Raw genomic sequence first — 24,437 nt, 5'->3', positions numbered from 1 at the left:
AAGCATCATGAATCCTGATCGTCATACTCAGTTCTTAATACGTAAAGAAAAAATTTTGCAGGTTGCGGAAAAGCTATTATTAGAAAACAACCAAGAAATGACCCTCGATGAACTGGTTGCCGAACTGGATATCGCAAAAGGCACCTTATATAAGCATTTCCGTAGCAAAAATGAATTGTTACTTGAACTGATCATTCAAAATGAAAAAGAAATTCTCAAGATTTCGGATCAATACAATACAGATTTCAAAGAATATGCCCCTCGTTATATGCTGCATCATTTAACGGCGCCGAGTCGTACGATTCTTTTACATCAGTTAGAAGAACATCTGACCATGACAGAGTCGAAACTCAAACATTTGTTTGATGAACTATACGCTGTTCGCCAACAACGTATTGTTTCACTCAAAGACATGACTGAAAAATATTTAAAATCACAGAACTACGATATGTCGATTCGAGACTATTTATCTTATATTTGGTCTCTGACTTATGGCGCAGCACTATTATTGAACTCAAGCTATTACCAACGTTCAATTGGCTCTCGCCAAAAACTGATTAATCTCTATGTCAGCCAAGCGCTATCTTTACCTACTCAAACAGTACAGATCGATCTAAAAGAATTTCAGCTCGATGAAAACGCTTAAATAAAAAAAGGACTGTGATGACAGTCCTTTTTTATGATCGAAGCATGCCAATTATTTAGCTTTACGCTCTTTCTCAAGTAGGAAGTCAACGACTTGAGTCACTTTAGCATCTTCACCTTGCACCACATATTTGCCATTTACTACAACTGCTGGAACACCCGTCAACTGATATTGTTGAGCTAATTTGTTAGATTCAGCAATTTTTGCAGTAATAGGGAATGAATTGAACATACTGTTAAATTTCTGTTCTGGCACACCATAACGTGCAAAGAATTTTGCTTGAGAAGCTTGGTCAAAGATTTGTTGACCACCTTCATGAATCGCATGGAACAATGGAATATGGGTTTTCTTGCGTACGCCAAGCGCTTCAGAAACGTAGTAACCACGTGCGCCCTGCTCCCATACTTTATTCATCGCAGCAGGTGTACGTAAGAAATAAACATCACTTGGAATCTTCTTTAACCACGTTTGCATATGTGGCTCAAGTTTGAAGCAATGTGGACATCCGTACCAAAAGAATTCACGTACTTCGAGTTTGCCTGCTGGTGCAGCGGTCTTCACTGGATTCGCAACCACCGTATAATCTTTACCAGCAACAAAATTAGCCGCCATAGCATTCATTGAAAACGCCATTGCAACCGCACTTAAACCACCTAATACTAACTTTTTCATTGAGTTTGCTTTTCCTCTAAGCATTTTTCGTAAGTTTATATGCTAAATATAAATCAAACACGATCAATTCGTTTTGCTTCTGTGAAGTTTTTTATAGGATTTATCGCTTTTTTTTCAAGAATCGCTACACTAGACCTAGATCATTATGCCAATAAATAGAGGTGACACCATGTCGCAATTGAATGTTGACCCACAAGAAATCGCAAAATTTGAAGCATTGGCTGCCAAATGGTGGGATCAACATTCTGAATTCCGCCCTCTCCATCAAATTAACCCATTACGTTTAAACTGGATTGATGAGCGTGTAGGTGGATTGGCAGGCAAGAAAGTTTTGGATGTCGGTTGCGGTGGTGGCATCCTCGCGGAAAGTATGGCACGTCGTGGTGCAGATGTTCTCGGTATTGATATGGGCGAAGCCCCGCTCGCGGTCGGTCGTCTGCACGCACAACAAGAAAATGTACAAAACATTGAATATCGCCAAATCCCTGTTGAGCAGCTTGCGCTAGAACAAGCAGGTCAATACGATGTTGTCACATGCATGGAAATGATGGAGCACGTGCCTGATCCAGCTTCGATTGTAAAAGCATGTCAAAGCTTGGTGAAACCAGGTGGTCATGTATTCTTTTCAACGATCAACCGTAATCCTAAATCGTATTTGTTTGCGATCATTGGCGCTGAGTACGTGTTACGTTTACTACCAAAAGGCACACACGATTATCATAAATTCATTCGCCCATCTGAAATGGCGCATGATATTCGCAACGCTGGTCTTAGCTTAAAAGAAATGATTGGTCTTCACTATAATCCAATCACCAAGCACTATTGGTTAGCCCCAAATGTCGATGTGAATTATATGGTTCATACTACCAATACAGGTGCCTAATGAAAGCGGTATTATTCGATCTTGATGGAACGCTCATAGACACTGCGGCTGACTTTATTCGCATCATTCAACAGATGTGTCGTGATGAACAACGTCCAGTTGTTGATGCAGAGTTAATTCGAACTCAAGTGTCAGAAGGCGCTCGAGCCATGGTGAAATTGGTCTATCCAGAATTAGACGTGACTGATCCAGTGTTTCTCGCTCATCGCCAACGCTTTTTAGATGTATATGGTGAAAATATCGTTGTAGATACAAACCTTTTTAATGGTATGTACCCTTTACTCGAAGAGCTAGAAGCAAAACAAATTCCATGGGGTATCGTAACCAACAAACCACGTGGTCTGAGTGAGTCATTGCTTAAAGAGTTAAATCTCAGCTCACGTTGTTCAGTCTTGGTTTGCCCCGAAGATGTTCAAAATACCAAACCAGATCCTGAACCGATGTATTTGGCTGCAAAACAACTTCAAATTGCTGCCGAAGAAATCATCTATGTTGGTGATCATCCTCGTGATATCGATGCAGGTCGTAATGCGAGTATGTATACGATTTTGGCCGCGTATGGTTATTTACCAATTGAATCACGTGACGACCTTGATGCGTGGAATGCAGATGCGATTATCCAAACAGTTCCGGAATTACATGAATTGCTCAAACAGAAAATCACTGTTTTGTCAGAAAATCAGCGTATGATGGGTTAAGCATTAAAGATAATTATAGGAGGCATAACAATGAAATATTCAGAATATCAACCTCATCCTGATCTATTAAAAGACCGCATTATTCTAATTACAGGTGCGGGTGATGGAATTGGGCGTGCGGCTGCTATTAGTTATGCCTTGCATGGCGCAACCGTCGTATTACATGGTCGCACACTGAATAAGCTTGAAGTTATTTATGATGAAATTGAGGGCTTAGGTGCACCTCAACCTGCAATTTTACCTTTACAGCTGTCTACCGCATCAAGCCATGACTATGAGCTATTGGTCGACACGCTCGAGCAACAGTTTGGTCGTTTAGACGGTATTTTACATAATGCAGGCATGTTAGGTGATCGCGTCGAATTAGCACATTATCCTGTAGATGTTTGGGATGATGTTATGGCCGTTAATCTAAGAGCGCCTTTTGCATTAACTCAAGCATTATTACCTTTACTCGAAAAGTCTGATCGCGCTTCAGTTGTATTTACCAGTTCAAGTGTAGGTCGAGAAGCTCGTGCATTGTGGGGGGCTTACTCCGTTTCAAAAGTCGCTATTGAAGCGATGAGTAAAATTTTTGCAGCTGAAAACACTTATCCGAATATTCGATTCAACTGCATCAATCCTGGTGGGACGCGAACAGCCATGCGAGCAAAAGCCTATCCTGAAGAGGATCCGAAGGTTTTACCAACACCAGATAGCATCATGCCTGCCTATTTATATTTGATGGGTGATGACAGTTTAGAAATGAATGGTCAAAGCATAGATGCTCAAAGCTAGAATGATAAAAATTCTAATGGATGAGTGAGAGAGGCTGCTGAAGGAATCTTCATAGTTTTAAACGAATCATGAATTGATCTTCACAGTTTCTCTGCATTTTTAAGTTACAGTTTTCACATGAGAGACATCCGAAGTCACTAAGGTGCATCATGAAAAAAATTTTCATTATCTTTGTTTTAGGTTCAACCGCTGTATTAAGTAGTATGAACAGCATCGCAGGTCCACACTTTGATCGCGGAGAAGACGCGCGAGGTGGTTGGCAAGGTCGTGGTTTAGATAACTCGGATAATGAAAATCGTATGCGTGAACGTCGTATGCGCGAAGAACGTGGTGTTGAACGTTTGAAACAACATCGCTGGCAAGCAGGTTATGTGATGCCTCAACATTATCGAGGTAATGGTTATAAAGTCGATTATAAACAAAATAATCTTCCGAAACCGGGTCGAAATGAACAATGGTATAAAATCAATAATGACTACATTCTAGTCAATTCCGATGATAATAGTATTATTCGTATTGTCGGTTTCTAAACCTTTGAAACCTCAGTTGAGCAATTTAAATTCGCTACAACAGTACTAAGAGATTTATCTTTTGCTTTTTTTGGTTAGAATCAAATAAATTGCAGTAAATCTGAGATCGATATGGCGAACCAAATCACTGAAACTTCAAATAGTACAGCGCAAGATTATGTACATTGGTTTCGCCATTCAGCACCTTATATCAATGCTCATCGTGATAAAACATTCGTCCTGATGTTTGGCGGTGAAGCGGTTCAACATGATAATTTCCAACATATCATCCATGATATTGCCTTACTGCACTCGTTAGGTATTCGTCTGATCCTAGTACATGGTGCACGTCCTCAAATTAATCAAAATTTGCTTGAACGCAAAATTGAAACACCTTTTCATCAAAATCGTCGTGTAACGACACGCGAGTCTTTACGCGGCGTTATGAATGCTGTTGGTTCGATTCGCTTAGAAATCGAAGCACTCCTGTCTATGGGTCTTGCGAACTCACCGATGTACGGCGCCCGTATTGATGTTGTATCGGGTAATTTTGTCACCGCAAAACCTTATGGTATTCGTGATGGTATCGATTTCCAACTGACAGGTGATGTACGTTCAATCGATACAGATGCAATTCAGCGTCATTTAGATAATCACAATATTGTATTGCTAGGACCGACAGGCTACTCCACCACAGGTGAGGTGTTTAATTTACTGGCTGAGGAGGTTGCAACCAAAACCGCAACTGCGATTAAAGCCGATAAACTTATTTTCTTGGGTGAAAAACAAGGTTTAATGAATCAAAAACAGCACTTGCTTCGTGAACTAAGCCCTCGTCAACTTGAACCTTATATTCAACAGTTCCAAGCAGATAATCCTGAATTTTCATTACATTTAAAACAAGCTCAACAAGCCTCTTTATCAGGGGTTCATCGTGTACATTTAATTTCTTATGCTTATGATGGCGCATTGATCGAGGAGTTATTCACTCGTGATGGTATAGGTACCATGATTACCGATGCACATTATGAAGAAGTTCGAATTGCCAATATCCATGATGTTGGTGGTCTCATTAATCTACTTCGTCCACTCGAACAAGAAGGTATTTTGGTTTATCGCTCTCGGGAACGTCTTGAGAGTGAGATTGAACAATTTGCAGTGATTGAACGAGATGGCATGATCTTGGCTTGCGCTGCATTGTATCCAATACCTGCACAGGACGATGAAATTCGTTCAGCGGAAATTGCCTGTGTTGCAGTCGATTCTAGCTATCGAAAATCCAATCGTGGCAGCCAAATTCTGCAATTCTTGGAAAGCAAAGCCAAACAGCAAGGTATACAACAATTATTCGTTCTCACCACTCGAACAGGTCACTGGTTTTTAGAGCAAGGATTTCTTCCTGCCACTGTGGATGACTTACCCAACGCTCGCCAAGCGCTCTATAATTATCAAAGAAATTCACTTGTGTTTAAAAAGGCATTGAACTAATTCAAGTACGTGAAGATATTTTTATTTCTGATAAAGATATCTTCGAATCGCTCAATACTGTGATTATTGTTTTAATTTAATTTGATCTAAAACCTTAAAGAAAATTTAAAAGATATAATAAACATTAGCTTAGGTGAGATTTTTTAATTCCTTCATTATTCAATAAATCACTAAACTTATTCTTTTTTCTATTTTGCACTTTTACTGATAACTAAAGCCTGATTATTTATTTTTTCTGCAATAAAAAGCGTTCTAGTTTAGTTGCTCACTTATTTAGATCTTTTTGGATTTACGGGGAGCACAACCACTATGAACATTTCAATGCATTCTTCATGGCTAAAATACACACTTCTTGCTGCAAGTCTTGGCAGCTTATTGGGTATTTCTGGTTGTGCTAAAAAACCTGAACAGCAAGCAGAAACAAAACAAGAAACCACAACATTAAACATCGGCTTCCAGAAATATGGCATCTTGCCGATTGTCAAAGCAAAAGGTGAATTAGAAAAAAGTCTTGCTGCTCAGGGTGTGAATATTAAATGGGTCGAGTTTCCAGCGGGTCCTCAACTCTTAGAAGGTTTAAATGTTGGGAGCGTAGTATTTGGTGAAGCAGGTGAAGCACCACCTATCTTTGCTCAAGCAGCGAACCCTAACTTAGTTTACGTTGCAAACCAACCACCTGCACCTACTGCTGAAGCTCTGATTGTGCAGAAAGATTCTCCGATTCAATCAATACAAGATTTGAAGGGTAAACGTGTTGCTTTAAACAAAGGTTCAAACGTTCATTATCTTTTATTAAAACTGCTTGAAGCGCATAACCTCACGCTCAATGACATTCAACCCGTTTATCTCCCTCCTTCTGATGCCCGTGCTGCTTTTGAAAAAGGTGCCGTCGATGCTTGGGTGATTTGGGACCCATTCTTCTCTGCTGCAGAACATCAAATCCAAGCTCGAGTAATTGCGAACGGTGAACATCTGGTTAGTAATCATCAATTCTATTTGGCTGATCGTACGTTTGCTGAATCCAATCCAGCAGTTTTGAAAACTCTAGTTGCCACTCTGAATCAAACAACTGACTGGGTCAAAGCACATCCTGATGACGCAGCTAAATTACTCGAAAAACCGACAGGGCTGGAATTTGCGGTTTTAAAAACATCAATCTCTCGTATGGGTTTCGGTGTTCAACCAATCTCTGAAAAAGTCGCTAAAGAACAACAATACGTTGCTGATGCATTTTTTGCGCAAAAACTTATTCCAAAGCAGCTTGTCATCCAAGATGCCATTCTAAAAAACGATGTTAAATAATTGGAGATCCCGATGAAGGTGTTTTCTAAGGTTTCAATTTTGGGTTTATTGATCGCGGCAGCGACAATCGGAGGCTGTCAAAAAATCGAACAGCCGTCGGCAGACACTGCGAGCTCTACTGAAAATAGTGCGGTAAAAACACTTTCCATCGGCTTCCAAAAATCTTCGCTGAATCTACTGGTCGCAAGACAACAGAAATTATTCGAGCAAGCCTTTCCAAATGCCAAAATTGAATGGCGTGAATTTCCTGCAGGTCCACAATTACTTGAAGCATTGGCTGTTGGTGCTGTCGATTTTGGTTCTGTTGGAAATACACCACCTATTTTTGCTCAAGCAGCTGCCAAGCCATTAACTTATGTGGCTTATGAAGTTGTCGCACCTACTGCACAAGCCATATTGGTTCACCCCAATAGCCAAATCAATACACTACAAGATTTGAAAGGTAAACGAATTGCTGTGCAAAGAGGTTCTAGTGCACATGAGCTGCTCGCTAAGACCTTACAGAAAGCTCAATTGTCTTGGCAAGATATCGAACCCATTTGGTTACCGCCCTCTGATGCACGTGCTGCATTTGACAAACAAGCGGTAGATGCTTGGGCAATTTGGGAACCTTATTTGGGCACTGCAGAATTACAGGGTCATACCAAAACGTTGATTGACGGGCGATCTTTCCCAACCACTTATTCTTTTTATATTGGCAACCCAAATTTCATCCAGAAGCATCCTCAAGCTGTACAGAAAGTCATAAATGCGATCAATGATGCAGATCACTGGATCGTAAAACACCAAGATCAAGCCTTAAAAATCTATGCAGGCAGTACAGGCTTAGATAGTCAAGTTGCTCAACGTGTTTTAGACAAAAGACCAAAACCTTCGCCTGTACTTCCTCTCACAACAGAGGTAACTCTCCACCAACAAGAGATTGCCGATTTATTTCAACAAGAGCAATTGATCCCTGTGCAAATAGACGTTCAGCGCAGCGTCTGGTCTGCCAAATAAATGCTTATTTTACTTTCATAAGGAACATCGACATGAATATTTTTTGGTTTATTCCCACTCACGGTGACAGTCGTTATTTAGGCACCAGCAAGGGTGCTCGTCAGGTCGATCATGCTTATATGAAACAGATTGCGGTTGCTGTAGATAATCTTGGCTATGCAGGAGTATTAATTCCAACTGGTCGCTCTTGTGAAGACCCTTGGATCACCGCAGCAAGCCTCATCGATGCCACAAAACAGCTTAAATTTTTAGTCGCACTTCGACCAGGAATCACGACGCCTGCACTCGCTGCACGAATGGCTGCCACATTTGATCGCTTATCAAATGGTCGTATTTTATTGAATCTTGTGACTGGTGGTGATGAGCAAGAACTCAAAGGTGATGGTTTATATGAAGACCATAGTACGCGTTATCAAACGGCATCTGAATATGTAAAAATTTGGCGTGAAATCCTAAGCCGATCACATACTGGTGAATCATTCACTTTTCATGGTGAGCGCTTAAGCGTTGACGATGCCAAACTTTTGTACCCACCTGTGCAAAAACCTTATCCTCCCCTTTGGTTTGGCGGCTCATCAGAAGATGCTACTGAACTTGCGGCGGAACAAGTGGATACCTATTTAACATGGGGTGAACCACCTGCTGCTGTAAAAGACAAAATCGAATATTTAAAAGCTAAGGCCGCTTCCAAAGGCCGTAGCTTGAATTATGGAATCCGTTTACATGTGATAGTACGCGAGACCAACCAACAAGCTTGGGCAGCAGCCGATGAATTAATTCAATATTTAGATGATGAGACTATTACAGCAGCGCAGAAAAAATTTGCACAAATGGACTCTGTCGGCCAGCAGCGCATGGCAGCTTTGCACGGCGGGCGTAAAGATCAGTTGGAGGTCTCACCAAACTTATGGGCAGGTATTGGTTTAGTCCGTGGCGGCGCAGGCACAGCCTTGGTTGGTGATCCAGAAACCGTTGCTGCACGTATTCAAGAATATGCTGAGTTAGGTATCGATACTTTTATCTTCTCAGGCTATCCACATTTAGAAGAATCAATCCGTTTTGCAGAATTGGTGTTTCCGTTATTGCCACTAAGAACACGAGAGAAACTTGCACAACCTCATTTAACAGGCCCCTTCGGAGAAATCATTGCCAACAATTATGTGCCCGAAGCCAAACAGCCTAAAGTGTTAAATAAGGAGACCGTATGACTACACAAAATGTTTCACGTGGAACACAACGCATTTTTACCAATCTTTTACCGTGGCTATTCCCTATTTTATTGATCGTGATATGGCAAGTTGCATCAAGTTCGGGTCTATTGCAAAGTCGTGTTCTTCCCGCACCGACCTCTGTAGTGAGTGCCTTTTGGCACTTACTAATTAGTGGCGAGCTTTGGCAGCACGTAAAGGTCAGCGCTGGACGGGCATTACTAGGATTACTCATCGGAGGCGGTCTAGGTCTACTGCTCGGGTTATTGAATGGTTCATCACGGATCGCATCGACCTTACTCGATACCACTCTACAAATGATCCGCAATATTCCTGCTTTAGCACTGATTCCATTGGTTATTTTATGGTTCGGTATTGACGAAACAGCCAAATTATTTCTAGTTGCAGTCGGTGTGTTTTTCCCAATTTATATCAACACTTATCACGGTATTCGTTCTGTTGACCCTCAACTAATCGAAATGGGAAAAAGTTATGGTCTGAGTCGCTGGCAACTGTATAAAGAAATTATTTTACCTGGGGCCATGCCTTCGATTTTAGTCGGTTTTCGTTTTTCACTCGGCTTGGTTTGGGTGCTTCTGATCGTAGCTGAAACGATATCAGCGCAATCTGGTATTGGTTATATGACTATGAATGCACGTGAATTTTTACAAACAGATATCGTTTTGGTCGGCATTTTGCTCTATGCCCTACTTGGAAAACTAGCTGATGTTTTTGCACAGATATTAGAACGTTATTTATTGCGTTGGCATGCAGGCTATCAAAAATAAAAAGGATCAATTTATGACGAATCTCAACCTAAAATTCTTAAGTGAATCTCGCACCCAAGACTCACTATCAAAGGATGACAATAGCAATGGGGCTGCTATTCAAATTGAGCAACTCTATAAATATTATGGTGATGTCAAAGTATTAGAAGATCTAGATTTAGATATTCAAGCAGGTGAATTTGTTGCAATTGTTGGACGTAGTGGTTGTGGTAAAAGCACATTGTTACGTTTAATCGCCCAACTGGAAAAACCAAGTTATGGCGAAATCAAATATCAATCTGCACGCCATTTTAGAGAAGGGATTACCAATGCTGATATTAGGGTCATGTTTCAAGATCCACGTCTACTACCATGGAAAAGTGTATTGAAAAATACGCAACTTGGATTAGCCAAAGAAAAATATAAATTTACCGAGCAATTGCTAGAAAAAGTGGGCTTAAAAGATAAAGCCGAACATTGGCCCACTCAACTTTCAGGGGGACAACGTCAACGTGTTGCTTTAGCGCGTGCTCTATCGCATGCGCCTCGCATTCTACTACTGGACGAGCCATTAGGTGCATTAGATGCGCTCACACGATTAGAGATGCAAAATCTCATCGAACAACTTTGGAATGAGCAAGGTTTTACCGCTATTTTAGTGACCCATGATGTTAGTGAGGCCGTTCAACTGGCAGATCGTATTATCTTGCTCGATCAAGGTCACATTAAACAGAGTTTCAACGTAGATTTAGCTCGTCCACGCGTTAAGAATATTGCCTTCACACGCCTAGAACAGCAGGTTTTAGAGGCTGTTTTAGCCACTTGAGCTATATGTTTTACGACTAAGAAAAATGACTGATCGTTCTGTTTTTGTCTACAAAATAAGCGGCAGAAGATACCCAAAATGGTCAGTTTTTACCGTTAATCTAAGAACTGAACGATTTTTGCTAAAAAAAAATGTGTTCTTGTGCACAGATATATGAATTTATCTTACAATGTCAAGGACATTTTTTGAATCAAGCTCGCAGATGGAACAGAAAAAAAGTACACAAAAGCGCAATCAACTGCTGAATGCTGCCCTAGATGTTTTTTCCGTCTATGGGTTCAGCGGCGCAAGTTTGGATGAGATTGCACAACTTGCAAATATGCATAAATCGAATATTTTCTATTACTATGAAAATAAAGAATCGCTTTATGTTGAGGTGCTGACAACTGTATTACAGAAATGGCTTGCACCTTTGCAAATTTTAGAAGCAGAACTTGAGCCTACTCAAGCACTTACTGACTATCTCATTCAAAAACTCGAAAGCTCACGCGACCAACCTAAAGCATCTCGTTTGTTTGCTTTAGAGATCATCCAAGGTGCTCCACATATCTTGCCGATCTTAAAAGGACCTTTAAAAAAGTTGTTTAAACGCAAAACTAAAGTGATCCAAACTTGGCAAGAACAAGGAAAAATCTCAAAAGAAATCGATGCAGAACTGTTGATTATTAACATTTGGGCAATTACGCAGAATTATGCGGATTTTGCTACACAAATGGAGATGGTGACAGGCAAAACTTTACGCAATCGCAGCATGTACCAACGCACGATTGAACATACCGTGCACATGATGCTTTATGGTGTGATCCCTCGCTAAATTAGCCCATTAAAAAAAGCCCATCTCGATCGATGGGCTTTTTTATTAGAAGTGAACTTGATACAAAGCGAGCAGTTTTTGTGCTCCTACCAATAGGTTTTCTTCCCAGTCTAAATGAGCAGTATCATCTGCTCCATCCGTAATATATTTTACGGAAATCAACCGCACACCAAGTTTTTGACATACCTTTGCCAGAGCATAACCTTCCATATCTACTAAATTGCAATGAACCTTTGGAACCCCAGTTTCAAATGAATCGCCTGTACCACAAATACCTTTAGGTAAATATTCAAAATAGGCTGGTGTATGAATCTCAGCAGGTAAATGTTCATCCATAGGCGTGACCCCGACCGCAAAGCCCAAGGGTGATACATCCATATCACGCTGCACGAAAGTCGTCACCTCAACTAAACTATGTGCATTAAAATGAGAGCTCCCAGCACTACCCAAGTTGATCAAGGTTTTACATCCCGTTTTTTGGATTACCTCAAATGCCTTGAATGCTGCATTAATTTTACCGATACCACTATAGTGAACTTCAATTCCAGCTTGCTCAAATAGACCTTTTGATTCATTTGGCAGTGCCATCATCAAAGCAACATCAGCATTCATAACCACATACTCTATTCAGATTAAAGCCAACACACATAAAAAGGTGTGCTCTTGCACAACGATTATCTTATTGCATCTTTTGCTGTAAGGCGACCAAACAAGGAGAGAAAAATAGTTGACCACTATATGCACCAACCACTGTTTTTTTCATCACCAAAGCCCATAACGCTAGCAAAACAATACTCAAAGCTACAGCAATATACGTAAAGAAATTGAACTGTAACTGATGCGCCAAATTAAAGATCGCTAAAATAAATACACCAAATGGGAAAGTCAGCCCCCACCAACCAAGGTTAAAAGGAATCCCTGTACGCGCGTGACGTACAGTCGTTAAAACTGCGATGCCAAACCACCACAAGCCAAAGCCCAATAACACCAAGCCACCAATGACACCTAAGGCTGGCACTATTGTCGCCAATTCTTCTAATCCAGCAGCATTCAAAATACGTGGAGCTTGCTGACCGAGTAACAACAAAGCCATTGCCCCTGTTCCAATCGGTCCTAAACATAACCAGCTAGAAATCGCGACTTCTTTTTCAGGCAACTGATGCAAAGCCAGACGTAACATTAAAATGGTTAAGATTGCAAAAGCAGGCAATACAGAAATCCCCCACAGCACATAACCCATGATCAAGATCGCTAAAGCGTGCTGATCAGCCGCCAAATGCTGTAATAGTAACCCTGCAGAACTCGCAGCCACCTCACATGCCACGATTGGCAACAACCAAACCGCAGTCATGCGTTGCAATTGATGGTCCTGGCAGCTAAACATACAAAATGGCACCACCCAGGCAATCAGCACCGCAAAAAATACATCGAGATACCAAAGATAAGTCGCTATCTGAACCGCAATATCACCATATAAATGCACCCCAAAGCTCAGGAAACCATTCGCAATCGTCGCTAGTCCCATCGGTATCGCACCTAAAAACAAACTCATGTTTGGGTGGTTAAAAATCTGTTTTGCTTCAGTCGGAAATAGAATCCAACGCAAGCCATAAAGGATACTGAAAGTGATAAATAATAAGATATTGAACTGCCATAATTTAGTCGCAAGCATAAACAAGATTGATGAAGCGAAAGGCAGCTGTGCTAAAATCATCGCGACCACACCTGTTCCCATGGTTGCAGTAAACCAGTTTGGGGTAAAATGGCGAATCACATCTCTGCTTTGTTCTAGCTGATAAAATGGCTTTTTCATCTTTTTCTCGATCTATAGCGGCGATTAAGCTATCTTAAGCGACCCAATTAATAAGAAAAACTGATTTATTTTTATTTAATGAATCAATAAAAATGATATATTGCGTTTAAATATTGAAATTTCCTTGCGTAAAAACACAACAACAAGACGAATCGCTGAGAATATGGCAATATATAGCCTTTGCAAAATTCACTGAATTTAACGCCCATGAAGTTGCTTCGTCTCAACGCATTATCGCCAGATTTTCAGTTACCTCCGAGCGCGGTAACGATTGGCAATTTTGATGGTGTCCATCTGGGTCACCAAGCGATGATTGCTCAACTGAAAACATTGGCTGATGCCAAAGGCTTAAAAACATTAGTGATGATTTTTGAGCCACAACCGCTTGAATTTTTTAAAGGTTATGACGCACCACCACGTATTAGCTCGCTCAGAGAAAAAGTAGAATATTTAACTGAGTTAGGGGTGGATTATATTGCTGTCGCCAAGTTTGATCAGTATTTTAGAAGTCTTAATGCAACCGAATTTGCTGAGTTACTCAAATTAAAACTCAATGCTCAAAGCTTAGTATTAGGTGATGACTTTCATTTTGGTAAAGACCGCCAAGGCAATAGCGAATTCCTACGCGATTATGGATTTGACGTCACTAATTTAAATACGGTGGCTTTAAATGGTGAACGTGTGAGTTCAACTCGTATTCGCCAAGTTTTACAAGCAGGTGATCTTGCTTTAGCTGCTAAATTATTGGGTCGTCCATACAGCATTACAGGTCGTGTGCAATATGGCGATCAGATTGGACGTACCCTTGATTTTCCAACGATTAATGTCCGTTTAAATCGCCATAAACCGTGTTTAAGTGGTATTTATGCGGTGGACGTGGTATGTGAGAATGCTTCTCTCACAGCCAAAATTCAACATATAGATACTGAGTTGAATGGAATTGCTGGTTATCAAGCTGATAGTTTGTTTGGTGCAGGTCATGTCGGGACACGTCCAGCTATTCAACAAGATCATCCAGAGTGGCGATTAGAAGTACATTTCCCTGATGTTTCTGCTAATCTGTATGGCCTATTGATGCGGGTAACTTTTCTTCACTATTTACATGGCGAACTGAATTACCCTTCGCTTGAAGCACTCAAAGCTGGGATTGATGATGATGTGCAAAAACTACGAGACTATCGTAAGCGCACACCAGAATTTCCTTTTTAAATTTTAAATTTCATTTTTGTAGAACATGTCAGTTTAGACTGATAAAACTGGAAGAAAACTTGCATGAGCGATAAGCAAACTCCTGAAAATGCAGTGGATTATAAAGCCACACTCAATTTGCCTGATACTGAATTTGCAATGAAAGCAAATTTGGCTGTGCGTGAAGCCAAATGGTTAGAAGAGTGGTATGCCGACAACATTTATCAGCAGATTCGCGCATCGCGTATTGGCAAGAAAAAATATGTACTTCATGACGGCCCTCCATATGCCAATGGTCAAATCCACTTAGGTCATGCAGTCAATAAAGTTTTAAAAGACATCATCATCAAAAGCCGCGTGATGGATGGCTTTGATGCACCCTATGTTCCTGGTTGGGACTGTCACGGATTACCGATTGAGCTTAAAGTAGAAGAGAAAGTGGGTAAGGTTGGTATCAAGGTCGACGCATCTACCTTCCGCAAAGCCTGCCGTGAATATGCTTACACACAAGTCGAGTTACAGAAAAAAGACTTCGTGCGTATGGGCGTGTTTGGTGACTGGGATAATCCCTACCTCACCATGAACTTCAAACAAGAAGCTGACATAGTACGCTCTTTGGGTGCGATTGCTAAAGCGGGTCATATTGAACCAGGTTTGAAGCCTGTGAACTGGTGTTTGGACTGTGGTTCTGCACTTGCAGAAGCAGAAGTTGAATACGAAGACAAAAAATCTGATGCAATTGATGTAGGTTTCACCGTCATTGATCTTAAAGATTTAAGCGCACGTCTAAGTATTGATGTTCAAGATGTGACTGATATTGTCATTTGGACAACTACACCGTGGACTTTACCTGCCAACCAAGCTGTTGCAGTACATGCCGACATTGACTACCAACTGGTACAAGTAAGTACTGAACGAGGCTCACAAAACTTCATTCTTGCCAAAGATTTAGTTGAATCAGCAATCGAACGTTACAAGCTCGAAAATCCAGTTGTATTGGCTGATTTTAAAGGCGCTGTCATTGAGAAGCTATTATTACAACATCCTTTAATTACTGATCGTCAAGTCCCAGTAATTGTTGGTGAGCACGTAATTGCGACTAGCGGTACAGGTGCGGTACACACTGCTCCTGGACACGGTGTGGACGACTATAAAGTCGGTCTGCAATACAATCTAAAAGTCGATAATCCAGTTGGTGGTAATGGCGTATATTTACCAACTGCACCGATTTTTGCGGGTGAGCACATCTACAAAGCCAATCCAAAAATTATCGAAGCTTTGGGTGCTGTAGGTCGTTTATGGGCACATCAGCCGATTAAACATAGCTATCCACATTGCTGGCGTCATAAAACACCGATTATCTTCCGTGCAACACCACAATGGTTTATCAGCATGGATGCCAAAGGTTTGCGTCAAACTGCTTTAAATGCGATTGAGAATGACATCGAATTTGTTCCAGATTGGGGTAAAAATCGCATTCAATCGATGATCGAAGGTCGTCCTGACTGGTGTATCTCACGTCAACGGACTTGGGGCGTACCAATCCCATTCTTTGTACACAAAGATACTAATGCATTACACCCTCGTACACCTGAACTCATTGAAGAAGTCGCTAAACTGATCGAACAAGAAGGTATTGATGGTTGGTATAACCGCGATGCTAGCGACTTCATTGGCGCAGATGCTGAACAGTACAATGCCGTACGCGATACACTTGACGTTTGGTTTGACTCAGGTACTACACATTATGCAGTGTTGCGTGAACGTGAAGAGTTACAAGACCCTGCAGATTTATATCTTGAAGGTTCAGACCAACATCGTGGCTGGTTCCAATCGTCATTGTTAACTTCAATTGCGATTAATGAACGTGCACCGTATAAAGGTCTACTCACTCACGGTTTCGTCGTGGATGAGAAAGGTCGTAAAATGTCTAAGTCATTAGGCAACATCATCACCCCACAAGACATCATCAAAGATATGGGTGCAGATGGTTTACGTTTCTGGATTGCTTCGGCTGACTATCGATATGAAATGACCGCAGGTAAAGAAATCTTTAGCCGTGCGTCTGATGGTTATCGTCGTATCCGTAACACGTTACGTTTCTTGTTGGCAAACTTAAATGGTTTCAAGCCATCAACAGATGCTTTACCTGTAAACGAATTGATCGCATTAGACCAATACATCTTGCAACGTGCTGCTGAAGTACAAAAAACCATTCAGCAAGCCTATGAAGAGATGAACTTCCACATTGTAACTAACGCATTGACCAATTTCTGTATCAATGACTTAGGTGGTTTCTATCTCGACATCATCAAAGATCGTCAGTACACCACCAAAGCAGATTCACAAGCTCGCCGTTCAGCACAAACTGCGCTGTATCATTTAGTACAAGCTTTTGTGCGCTGGATGTCACCAATCCTGAGCTTTACTGCTCAAGAAGCTTGGCCATTGATCCCAGAGCAAACTGAGAAATATGTATTTACTGCTGAATGGTATGACATCCCAACGGCATCAACAGCAAACTTGCTTTCAGAAGCAGATTGGCAAACATTGATTAGCGTAAAATCAGCAGTAAATAAACAGATTGAAGCAGCACGTAACGCTAAACTTGTTGGTAGTAACTTATCTGCAAAAGTTGAACTTTGGGCAGATGAAGCATTACAAACATTATTAAATCAGTTGGCTGATGAATTACGTTTCGTCTTGATCACGTCTCAAGTCATCGTTTACCCGTATGCTGAACAAGGTGAAAGCACTGACTTAACAGGATTACGTGTCAAAGTTTCTGCGGCTGATGGTGAAAAATGTGTACGTTGCTGGCATGTATTGCCAGACGTGAATACCCACGTTGGTCATGCTGGTTTATGCGCTCGTTGTATCGTCAATGTCACTGGTAGTGGCGAAGTGAGAAAGTATGCCTAATACACAAGCAAAAAAAGGCTTGTTCCAGTTTTATCCTCATAATCTCATGTGGCTTGGACTTTCAGTCCTTGCCATTGTGTTAGATCAATGGACAAAATGGATTGCAAGTACACACTTAAACTATGCCGATCCTGTTCCTGTATTACCTTTCCTGAATTGGACATTACTGCATAACTATGGTGCTGCATTCAGTTTTCTTTCTGATGCTGGTGGCTGGCAACGTTACTTTTTTACTTCTTTAGCAGGCTTTGTCTCGATTATCTTTATTTTTTGGTTAATGAAAATGCCAAAAAAAATGATCATCCTTCCGATGGCAATTGCATTAATTCTCGGTGGTGCTATAGGCAACCTTATAGACCGCGTCTCATTGGGTTATGTCGTTGACTTTATTCATGTCTATTATCAAGACAGTCACTTCCCTGCTTTTAATATTGCAGATAGTGCGATTACCTTAGGAACAATCCTGCTACTTATTGATACTTTCTTCCTTGAAAAGAAACGTATCCAAAATGCGGAAACAAAAAATGTCTGAAATTATCCAACCAAACGAAGAAATTCGGATTGAAGATGGTTCAAAAGTTGATTTACATTTTTCAGTATCGATCGAAAATGGTGTTGAAATTGATAATACCCGTGGTCGTGAAGAGCCTGTTAGTCTAGTCATTGGGGATGGCAACCTACTCCCAGGATTTGAAAAAGCATTATTTGGTTTACGTGCAGGCGATCGTCGTACTGTACATTTACCGCCAGAAGATGCTTTTGGTCCATGGAATCCTGAAAATATTCAAACTTTTGATACCGTGAAGTTTGAACAACGTCCTATCATCGGGCATATGATTGAATTTGAAGATAAAGCTAAAGCAACCTTGTTTGGCATCGTAAAATCAGTCAATGATGACATCACAGAGATTGACTTTAATCATCCACTTGCTGGTAAAAACATTACCTTTGAAGTTGAAATCTTTAAAGTGACCCCAGCAGGTCAGCAAGGCATCAAATTGATGTAACACAAAAGCTCTCAAATGAGAGCTTTTTTTAACGCTAAAGAATTGTATAAGATCATAGAAACATTCATTTTTAAATCAAAGCAATAACACATAGGATTTTAAATATGCTCATTTATATTATTGTCGGCAGTGTTCGTGAAAGTCGGACTGCAATTAAAGTTGCAAACTGGGTACAACAAGCAATCTCTGAACTCGCGTTAAATAATCTTCAAACAGAAATCGTCGATCTTAAAGAGTGGGATTTACCGTTATTTGCAGGTGCTCACCCACCTGCAACAGGTATCTATGACCAACCTAAACAGCAGGCTTGGGCAGATAAAATTGCACAAGCACAAGGATTCATATTTATTAACCCTGAATATAACCATGGCTATAGTCCAGCACTGAAGAATGCCTTGGATTATGTCGGTAAAGAATGGCAAGGCAAAACAGCAGCTTTTATCGGCTATGGTTCAACCAATGGTTCACGTTCAATTAGCCAAATTCGTCAAGTAACTTCAAGCTTAGGAATTATTGATCCAAATGCAGTGATTGAAATTCGCGACATCTTTAAACGTAATAAAGACGACAATTTTGAAGCTAATGAGTTTGAAGTGAAAGGATTAGCAGCACTCGTTGCCAAATTACAGAAATATAATATCGTTTAGTTGTACGTCTAAGCGTACATTGATCAGGTAGATTTACGTCTATTCGACTGTCGACTAGACCGCTAATATAAAAAATATAAAGAGACAGGAAGTCTCATTGAAAATAACAAGATACGCAGGAAGCGGTCGTTAATAGGATATCAACGACATAAACTGAATATGAAGAAGCCCCGTCAGGATGACGGAGCTTCTTTTTATCTATTCTTTTTTATATAAGTAATCATTTGAAAAGCGTATACTCTAAAAAGTAAGCCATTTTGAGATATCACTTAATATAAATTCAAACATCATCACAATAATGCCTTATCAATTACCAACGTCAGCTTCATTATCTTTTATCTTAGCAAACCTTTTTAAGTCTGCCTCTACCAACCATCCATCTATTTCGTCGTCATTCGCATTCTTATTCTTTCTTATTGAGTTGATTACTGAACCAACATCAAAACTGTGTTTAATTTGATCATTATCACCGCATACGCTTATTATTTTCTGTATTTGCTCTTTACTGTAATCAGTAGCATATCTTATTACAGTAGAAGCAAAATTATTTGCTTGGTCAAAATTTCGGGATTCAGAGTATAACTCAATAATTCTATCACTTACTTGCAGAGGGATAACAAAGAATATTGCCTCATCTAATTCTGTTCTAGTTGCTTTCTTCAATCTTTTCTCTGCAAAACTTTTCAGACCTTGGATTGATAAAAATATATCAATATTCTCAATTTCTTCTTTTGGTAGATTTTCAACATAAGTCTGGATTTTTTGCCTGATATCAGCCTCCAAGTAAGACCAGCTATCTTCAACATGCCTTATTAAAGGAATAACTCTATCTAGCTTTTCAACAGCCAAAGATCTAACAATACTTGATAGCTTCTCTGTTAATATTTTTCTATAAAGCTTTCGATGAATAACCTCTATTGCATTTAAAGCTGTTGAAATTCTATATATTTCCTTGTAATCCTTAGCATCATTGATTAGTTTTTTTAGAAGGACAATTGTGAAATTCCGAATTAAACTATCTCTAGCTTTATTCAATGGACTACTTTCAAATGCTACAACAGCTTTTTTAACGTCAGTTGGAAAATACTCTGACTCAACCTCTGAAGTTAGAGAATCTAGTGCATATTTTCCTTGAGCTGGTGGATATTGAAGTAAATGCTCTACAGCTGATCTTATATGCATTCTAGCAAGTTCAGCTGACGGATTGAAAACCTCTCCATCTGATGCCATAGATGGGTGAGCACACCTATTGCGATCTTCTTGCAAACGGTTCAAATCAATGAATTCTACATGAGATATCAACTCAAGCTTATCTCTACAAACTACTAATATCTCTCTTTCAAATTTTAATGAGTTTGCAACATCTCCAATTCTCCTAGCTTTGTCAAAAGATTCAATTTGTCTTTCAGCTTCCTTATCGCCAGCAAGAGATAACTCTTTTAACTTATCTAAGATGTCAAAAGACACAGCAATCCATGTTGAAACGATTGCAGAACGAAAAGCACCTGCTTTATAGCAAGCAACAGCTTCCCTTATATAACTCTTAGCCTTTTGGTCTCGGCACTTTAAAACAAGCTCGTCAAGATCAGATAATACAGATGCCACTTATTTCTCCTAGAGAATCAATTGTAGTTATACGAGATAACCACCTAAATGCAATATAAGTGGTGGATTTCTTATTTTAACTATATCTTGATTAGATTATAAAATAGTAAAATTTGCATCAAGATCATTTTGCATTATTAATTTATAACATTGATTTTAAGCCTGCATATAGATAGAGATTTAATTTGAATTATTCACATAGTTAAGTTTAGTTTATTCCGTCATAAATTTTTTTTATTTCTTTAGCATCTAATGGCTCTGCTCGCCTTATTTCAACAGTCATATTTGCTCATTTCTCACCGAGATCATAACTCACTTTATTTTTATTTATTTAAATTTTCAACCACGCAATAAAAAACACCCCCAACCGTTAGGTTGGGGGTGTTTAGAATTAAAAGCTGGCGATGACTTACTCTCACATGGCAAACGCCACACTACCATCAGCGCGAAGAGGTTTCACTTCTGAGTTCGGGAAGGGATCAGGTGGTTCACTCTTGCTATTGTCGCCAGCAAACTGTTGTGGTGTTTTCGGGTCTTATTCACATTAATTAATAATGTTTGCCTTACTTACGATCCAAAGAGTTATTAACGGATTAGATATTGAGTCTAACTTTGTGTTCAGCATTTTAACTAGTTTATACACTAAATCAAGTTGTGTATTGAATTTATCTTGAATACAACAACTGTTTGGGTGTTGTATAGTCAAGCCTCACGAGCAATTAGTATTGGTCAGCTTCACACGTCACCGTGCTTCCACACCCAACCTATCAACGTCCTAGTCTCGAACGGCTCTTTAGAGGAATAAATTCCTAGGGAAATCTTATCTTGAGGTAGGCTTCCCGCTTAGATGCTTTCAGCGGTTATCCCTTCCGAACATAGCTACCCGGCGATGCCACTGGCGTGACAACCGGTACACCAGAGGTTCGTCCACTCTGGTCCTCTCGTACTAGGAGCAGATCCTCTCAAATTTCCAGCGCCCACGGTAGATAGGGACCGAACTGTCTCACGACGTTCTAAACCCAGCTCGCGTACCTCTTTAAATGGCGAACAGCCATACCCTTGGGACCTGCTTCAGCCCCAGGATGAGATGAGCCGACATCGAGGTGCCAAACACCGCCGTCGATATGAACTCTTGGGCGGTATCAGCCTGTTATCCCCAGAGTACCTTTTATCCGTTGAGCGATGGCCCTTCCATACAGAACCACCGGATCACTAAGACCTACTTTCGTACCTGCTCGACTTGTGGGTCTCGCAGTTAAGCGCGCTTTTGCCTTTATACTCTACGCGTGATTTCCGACCACGCTGAGCGCACCTTCGTACTCCTCCGTTACTCTTTAGGAGGAGACCGCCCCAGTCAAACTACCCACCAGACATGGTCCTCGTCCCGGATTACGGGACAGAGTTAGAACCTCAACATTACCAGGGTGGTATTTCAAGGACGGCTCCATTGGAACTAGCGTTCCAACTTCAAAGCCTCCCACCTATCCTACACAAGTAAGGTCAAAGTTCAATGTCAAGCTGCAGTAAAGGTTCACGGGGTCTTTCCGTCTAGCCGCGGGTACACTGCATCTTCACAGCGATTTCGATTTCACTGAGCCTCTGCTGGAGACAGCGCCGCCATCATTATGCCATTCGTGCAGGTCGGAACTTACCCGACAAGGAATTTCGCTACCTTAGGACCGTTATAGTTACGGCCGCCGTTTACTGGGGCTTCGATCAAGAGCTTCGCTTACGCTAACCCCATCAATTAACCTTCCAGCACCGGGCAGGCATCACACCCTATACGTCCACTTTCGTGTTTGCAGAGTGCTATGTTTTTAATAAACAGTTGCAGCGGCCTGGTTTCTGCGGCTGCCAACCGCTCAGGGAGCAAGTCCCATCACCGTCAGCAGCGTACCTTCTCCCGAAGTTACGGTACCATTTTGCCTAGTTCCTTCAGCAGAGTTCTCTCAAGCGCTTTGGTCTACTCGACCTGACCACCTGTGTCGGTTTCGGGTACGATTCCTGTGTAACTGAAGCTTAGAGACTTTTCCTGGAAGCATGGTATCAGCCACTTCACTGTACAAGTACAGCTTGCTATCGACTCTCAGCATAGAGCACCCCGGATTTGCCTAAGATGCATGCCTACGGTCTTCCACCTGGACAACCAACGCCAGGCTGACTTAACCTTCTCCGTCCTCTCATCGCATTACACAGAAGTATTGGAATATTAACCAATTTCCCATCGACTACGCCTCTCGGCCTCGCCTTAGGGGTCGACTCACCCAGCCCCGATTAACGTTGGACTGGAACCCTTGGTCTTTCAGCGAACGGGTTTTTCACCCGTTTTGTCGTTACTCACGTCAGCATTCGCACTTCTGATACCTCCAGCATACTTCTCAATACACCTTCATCGGCTTACAGAACGCTCCCCTACCACTTGACTAATGTCAAATCCGCAGCTTCGGCACATAGTTTTAGCCCCGTTACATCTTCCGCGCAGGCCGACTCGACTAGTGAGCTATTACGCTTTCTTTAAAGGGTGGCTGCTTCTAAGCCAACCTCCTAGCTGTCTATGCCTTCCCACATCGTTTCCCACTTAACTATGATTTTGGGGCCTTAGCTGGCGGTCTGGATTGTTTTCCTCTTGACTACGGACGTTAGCACCCGCAGTCTGTCTCCCGGATAGTACTCATTGGTATTCGGAGTTTGCATCGGTTTGGTAAGTCGGGATGACCCCCTAGCCGAAACAGTGCTCTACCCCCAATGGTATTCGTCCGAGGCGCTACCTAAATAGCTTTCGGGGAGAACCAGCTATCACCAGGCTTGATTAGCCTTTCACCCCTATCCACAAGTCATCCCCTGGCTTTTCAACGACAGTGGGTTCGGTCCTCCAGTTAGTGTTACCCAACCTTCAACCTGCTCATGGATAGATCGCCTGGTTTCGGGTCTATACCCAGCAACTAAACGCCCTATTAAGACTCGATTTCTCTACGGCTCCCCTATTCGGTTAACCTCGCTACTGAATATAAGTCGCTGACCCATTATACAAAAGGTACGCAGTCACCGAACAAGTCGGCTCCCACTGCTTGTATGCATGCGGTTTCAGGATCTATTTCACTCCCCTCACAGGGGTTCTTTTCGCCTTTCCCTCACGGTACTGGTTCACTATCGGTCAGTCAGGAGTATTTAGCCTTGGAGGATGGTCCCCCCATATTCAGACAAGGTTTCACGTGCCTCGCCCTACTCGTCATCATTATGTGTGCCCTTTCGTGTACGGGAATATCACCCTCTACGTTCGCACTTCCCAGAGCGTTCCACTAAAACACACATAACTTAATGGGCTGCTCCCCGTTCGCTCGCCGCTACTAAGGGAATCTCAATTGATTTCTTTTCCTAAGGGTACTGAGATGTTTCACTTCCCCTCGTTCGCTTCATAAACCTATGTATTCAGTTTATGATACCCGCCTTATAGCGGGTGGGTTCCCCCATTCAGAAATCTCCGGATCAAAGGATATTTGCCGCCTCCCCGGAGCTTTTCGCAGGCTATCACGTCTTTCATCGCCTCTGACTGCCAAGGCATCCACCACATGCACTTAATTACTTGACTATACAACCCCAAACAGTCGTTAACACATACAAGTGAGTGTTATCGTTGCAAACTTAATTGCTACTGGTTTGTTGTCT

Annotated in this window: 21 protein-coding genes and 2 rRNA genes; 17 read left to right on the top strand and 6 right to left on the bottom strand. The window is 41.3% G+C overall.

What is annotated here, in order from left to right; genetic code table 11:
- Positions 1-7: 7 nt before the first annotated feature.
- On the top strand, positions 8-646 hold the full coding sequence (locus tag MKL32_RS13975; RefSeq protein ID WP_004907310.1) for a TetR/AcrR family transcriptional regulator: 639 nt from the start codon (positions 8-10) through the stop codon (positions 644-646).
- Between the two features lie 51 nt (positions 647-697).
- Here MKL32_RS13975 and MKL32_RS13970 read toward each other — a convergent pair whose 3' ends face one another.
- Positions 698-1,318 carry a thiol:disulfide interchange protein DsbA/DsbL gene (locus tag MKL32_RS13970; RefSeq protein WP_004907312.1) on the bottom strand — a complete coding sequence of 207 codons (621 nt, stop codon included), beginning with the start codon at positions 1,316-1,318 and terminating at the stop codon, positions 698-700.
- A gap of 169 nt (positions 1,319-1,487) precedes the next feature.
- Between MKL32_RS13970 and ubiG the strand changes: the two genes are divergently transcribed.
- The 11 genes from ubiG (at position 1,488) to MKL32_RS13915 (ending at position 11,589) form a co-directional block, all read left to right on the top strand.
- Complete coding sequence (ubiG, locus tag MKL32_RS13965) at positions 1,488-2,201, top strand: bifunctional 2-polyprenyl-6-hydroxyphenol methylase/3-demethylubiquinol 3-O-methyltransferase UbiG (RefSeq protein ID WP_004907314.1); 714 nt, start codon at positions 1,488-1,490, stop codon at positions 2,199-2,201.
- On the top strand, positions 2,201-2,899 hold the full coding sequence (locus MKL32_RS13960) for an HAD family hydrolase (RefSeq protein ID WP_039048107.1): 699 nt from the start codon (positions 2,201-2,203) through the stop codon (positions 2,897-2,899). The genes ubiG and MKL32_RS13960 overlap by 1 nt, the downstream gene beginning before the upstream one ends.
- A 30-nt stretch (positions 2,900-2,929) precedes the next feature.
- On the top strand, positions 2,930-3,676 hold the full coding sequence (locus MKL32_RS13955; RefSeq protein WP_039048106.1) for a YciK family oxidoreductase: 747 nt from the start codon (positions 2,930-2,932) through the stop codon (positions 3,674-3,676).
- A gap of 149 nt (positions 3,677-3,825) precedes the next feature.
- The gene (locus tag MKL32_RS13950; RefSeq protein ID WP_005403823.1) at positions 3,826-4,206 is read left to right on the top strand and encodes an RcnB family protein; all 381 of its coding nucleotides are present in this window, start codon (positions 3,826-3,828) and stop codon (positions 4,204-4,206) included.
- Between the two features lie 111 nt (positions 4,207-4,317).
- Positions 4,318-5,673, top strand: a complete 1,356-nt coding sequence (gene argA, locus MKL32_RS13945; RefSeq protein WP_039048105.1) for an amino-acid N-acetyltransferase — start codon at positions 4,318-4,320, stop codon at positions 5,671-5,673.
- A gap of 309 nt (positions 5,674-5,982) precedes the next feature.
- Positions 5,983-6,975 carry a sulfonate ABC transporter substrate-binding protein gene (locus tag MKL32_RS13940; protein WP_151834281.1) on the top strand — a complete coding sequence of 331 codons (993 nt, stop codon included), beginning with the start codon at positions 5,983-5,985 and terminating at the stop codon, positions 6,973-6,975.
- A gap of 12 nt (positions 6,976-6,987) precedes the next feature.
- Positions 6,988-7,974, top strand: coding sequence for an aliphatic sulfonate ABC transporter substrate-binding protein (locus tag MKL32_RS13935; RefSeq protein ID WP_151760339.1), 987 nt, complete (start codon positions 6,988-6,990; stop codon positions 7,972-7,974).
- 32 nt (positions 7,975-8,006) lie between these two features.
- Positions 8,007-9,182: an FMNH2-dependent alkanesulfonate monooxygenase gene (gene ssuD / locus MKL32_RS13930; RefSeq protein ID WP_005403819.1), complete on the top strand. Its 1,176-nt coding sequence runs from the start codon at positions 8,007-8,009 to the stop codon at positions 9,180-9,182.
- The gene (gene ssuC, locus MKL32_RS13925) at positions 9,179-9,970 is read left to right on the top strand and encodes an aliphatic sulfonate ABC transporter permease SsuC (RefSeq protein ID WP_004956915.1); all 792 of its coding nucleotides are present in this window, start codon (positions 9,179-9,181) and stop codon (positions 9,968-9,970) included. Before ssuD ends, ssuC begins: the two co-directional genes overlap by 4 nt.
- Positions 9,971-9,983: 13 nt before the next feature.
- Entirely contained in the window at positions 9,984-10,775 is a 792-nt protein-coding gene (locus MKL32_RS13920; protein WP_075696867.1) for an ABC transporter ATP-binding protein, read from the top strand.
- Between the two features lie 202 nt (positions 10,776-10,977).
- Positions 10,978-11,589, top strand: a complete 612-nt coding sequence (locus tag MKL32_RS13915) for a TetR/AcrR family transcriptional regulator (RefSeq protein ID WP_004956922.1) — start codon at positions 10,978-10,980, stop codon at positions 11,587-11,589.
- A 45-nt stretch (positions 11,590-11,634) separates the two neighbouring features.
- On the opposite strand, the gene MKL32_RS13910 is transcribed toward MKL32_RS13915, so the two are convergent.
- A complete protein-coding gene (locus tag MKL32_RS13910) occupies positions 11,635-12,201 on the bottom strand; it encodes a 5'-methylthioadenosine/S-adenosylhomocysteine nucleosidase family protein (RefSeq protein WP_270900673.1) in 567 nt (188 codons plus the stop codon).
- Positions 12,202-12,268: 67 nt separating this feature from the next.
- Positions 12,269-13,402: a TDT family transporter gene (locus tag MKL32_RS13905; RefSeq protein ID WP_005403817.1), complete on the bottom strand. Its 1,134-nt coding sequence runs from the start codon at positions 13,400-13,402 to the stop codon at positions 12,269-12,271.
- A 207-nt stretch (positions 13,403-13,609) separates the two neighbouring features.
- Here MKL32_RS13905 and ribF point away from each other — a divergent pair, with 207 nt between their 5' ends.
- The 5 genes from ribF (at position 13,610) to MKL32_RS13880 (ending at position 19,166) form a co-directional block, all read left to right on the top strand.
- Positions 13,610-14,611 carry a riboflavin biosynthesis protein RibF gene (ribF, locus tag MKL32_RS13900; RefSeq protein ID WP_004907352.1) on the top strand — a complete coding sequence of 334 codons (1,002 nt, stop codon included), beginning with the start codon at positions 13,610-13,612 and terminating at the stop codon, positions 14,609-14,611.
- A 63-nt stretch (positions 14,612-14,674) separates the two neighbouring features.
- Entirely contained in the window at positions 14,675-17,512 is a 2,838-nt protein-coding gene (ileS, locus tag MKL32_RS13895) for an isoleucine--tRNA ligase (RefSeq protein WP_270900672.1), read from the top strand.
- A complete protein-coding gene (gene lspA / locus MKL32_RS13890; RefSeq protein WP_004907358.1) occupies positions 17,505-18,044 on the top strand; it encodes a signal peptidase II in 540 nt (179 codons plus the stop codon). The genes ileS and lspA overlap by 8 nt, the downstream gene beginning before the upstream one ends.
- Positions 18,037-18,519: an FKBP-type peptidyl-prolyl cis-trans isomerase gene (locus MKL32_RS13885; RefSeq protein ID WP_004907359.1), complete on the top strand. Its 483-nt coding sequence runs from the start codon at positions 18,037-18,039 to the stop codon at positions 18,517-18,519. The genes lspA and MKL32_RS13885 overlap by 8 nt, the downstream gene beginning before the upstream one ends.
- Before the next feature lie 104 nt (positions 18,520-18,623).
- Positions 18,624-19,166, top strand: a complete 543-nt coding sequence (locus tag MKL32_RS13880; protein WP_005403814.1) for an NADPH-dependent FMN reductase — start codon at positions 18,624-18,626, stop codon at positions 19,164-19,166.
- 306 nt (positions 19,167-19,472) lie between these two features.
- Here MKL32_RS13880 and MKL32_RS13875 read toward each other — a convergent pair whose 3' ends face one another.
- The 3 genes from MKL32_RS13875 to MKL32_RS13865 all read right to left on the bottom strand — a co-directional run bounded on the left by MKL32_RS13875 (position 19,473) and on the right by MKL32_RS13865 (position 24,360).
- Positions 19,473-20,771: a hypothetical protein gene (locus MKL32_RS13875; protein ID WP_042893529.1), complete on the bottom strand. Its 1,299-nt coding sequence runs from the start codon at positions 20,769-20,771 to the stop codon at positions 19,473-19,475.
- A 396-nt stretch (positions 20,772-21,167) separates the two neighbouring features.
- A 5S ribosomal RNA gene (gene rrf / locus MKL32_RS13870) occupies positions 21,168-21,282 on the bottom strand.
- 187 nt (positions 21,283-21,469) lie between these two features.
- Positions 21,470-24,360, bottom strand: a 23S ribosomal RNA gene (locus MKL32_RS13865).
- Positions 24,361-24,437 lie beyond the last annotated feature (77 nt).

Source organism: Acinetobacter sp. AOR34_HL (genome assembly GCF_027854795.1).
GTDB classification, from domain to species: Bacteria; Pseudomonadota; Gammaproteobacteria; order Pseudomonadales; family Moraxellaceae; genus Acinetobacter; species Acinetobacter junii.
Note: the sequence above shows the minus strand (reverse complement) of the source record. Positions and strands in the feature narration are given on the sequence as shown.

Coding starts and splice junctions, on each gene's coding strand:
- MKL32_RS13975 (WP_004907310.1), top strand. CDS start 8: ATGAATCCTGATCGTCATACTCAGTTCTTAATACGTAAAGAAAAAATT.
- MKL32_RS13970 (WP_004907312.1), bottom strand. CDS start 1,318: ATGAAAAAGTTAGTATTAGGTGGTTTAAGTGCGGTTGCAATGGCGTTT.
- ubiG (WP_004907314.1), top strand. CDS start 1,488: ATGTCGCAATTGAATGTTGACCCACAAGAAATCGCAAAATTTGAAGCA.
- MKL32_RS13960 (WP_039048107.1), top strand. CDS start 2,201: ATGAAAGCGGTATTATTCGATCTTGATGGAACGCTCATAGACACTGCG.
- MKL32_RS13955 (WP_039048106.1), top strand. CDS start 2,930: ATGAAATATTCAGAATATCAACCTCATCCTGATCTATTAAAAGACCGC.
- MKL32_RS13950 (WP_005403823.1), top strand. CDS start 3,826: ATGAAAAAAATTTTCATTATCTTTGTTTTAGGTTCAACCGCTGTATTA.
- argA (WP_039048105.1), top strand. CDS start 4,318: ATGGCGAACCAAATCACTGAAACTTCAAATAGTACAGCGCAAGATTAT.
- MKL32_RS13940 (WP_151834281.1), top strand. CDS start 5,983: ATGAACATTTCAATGCATTCTTCATGGCTAAAATACACACTTCTTGCT.
- MKL32_RS13935 (WP_151760339.1), top strand. CDS start 6,988: ATGAAGGTGTTTTCTAAGGTTTCAATTTTGGGTTTATTGATCGCGGCA.
- ssuD (WP_005403819.1), top strand. CDS start 8,007: ATGAATATTTTTTGGTTTATTCCCACTCACGGTGACAGTCGTTATTTA.
- ssuC (WP_004956915.1), top strand. CDS start 9,179: ATGACTACACAAAATGTTTCACGTGGAACACAACGCATTTTTACCAAT.
- MKL32_RS13920 (WP_075696867.1), top strand. CDS start 9,984: ATGACGAATCTCAACCTAAAATTCTTAAGTGAATCTCGCACCCAAGAC.
- MKL32_RS13915 (WP_004956922.1), top strand. CDS start 10,978: ATGGAACAGAAAAAAAGTACACAAAAGCGCAATCAACTGCTGAATGCT.
- MKL32_RS13910 (WP_270900673.1), bottom strand. CDS start 12,201: ATGAATGCTGATGTTGCTTTGATGATGGCACTGCCAAATGAATCAAAA.
- MKL32_RS13905 (WP_005403817.1), bottom strand. CDS start 13,402: ATGAAAAAGCCATTTTATCAGCTAGAACAAAGCAGAGATGTGATTCGC.
- ribF (WP_004907352.1), top strand. CDS start 13,610: ATGAAGTTGCTTCGTCTCAACGCATTATCGCCAGATTTTCAGTTACCT.
- ileS (WP_270900672.1), top strand. CDS start 14,675: ATGAGCGATAAGCAAACTCCTGAAAATGCAGTGGATTATAAAGCCACA.
- lspA (WP_004907358.1), top strand. CDS start 17,505: ATGCCTAATACACAAGCAAAAAAAGGCTTGTTCCAGTTTTATCCTCAT.
- MKL32_RS13885 (WP_004907359.1), top strand. CDS start 18,037: ATGTCTGAAATTATCCAACCAAACGAAGAAATTCGGATTGAAGATGGT.
- MKL32_RS13880 (WP_005403814.1), top strand. CDS start 18,624: ATGCTCATTTATATTATTGTCGGCAGTGTTCGTGAAAGTCGGACTGCA.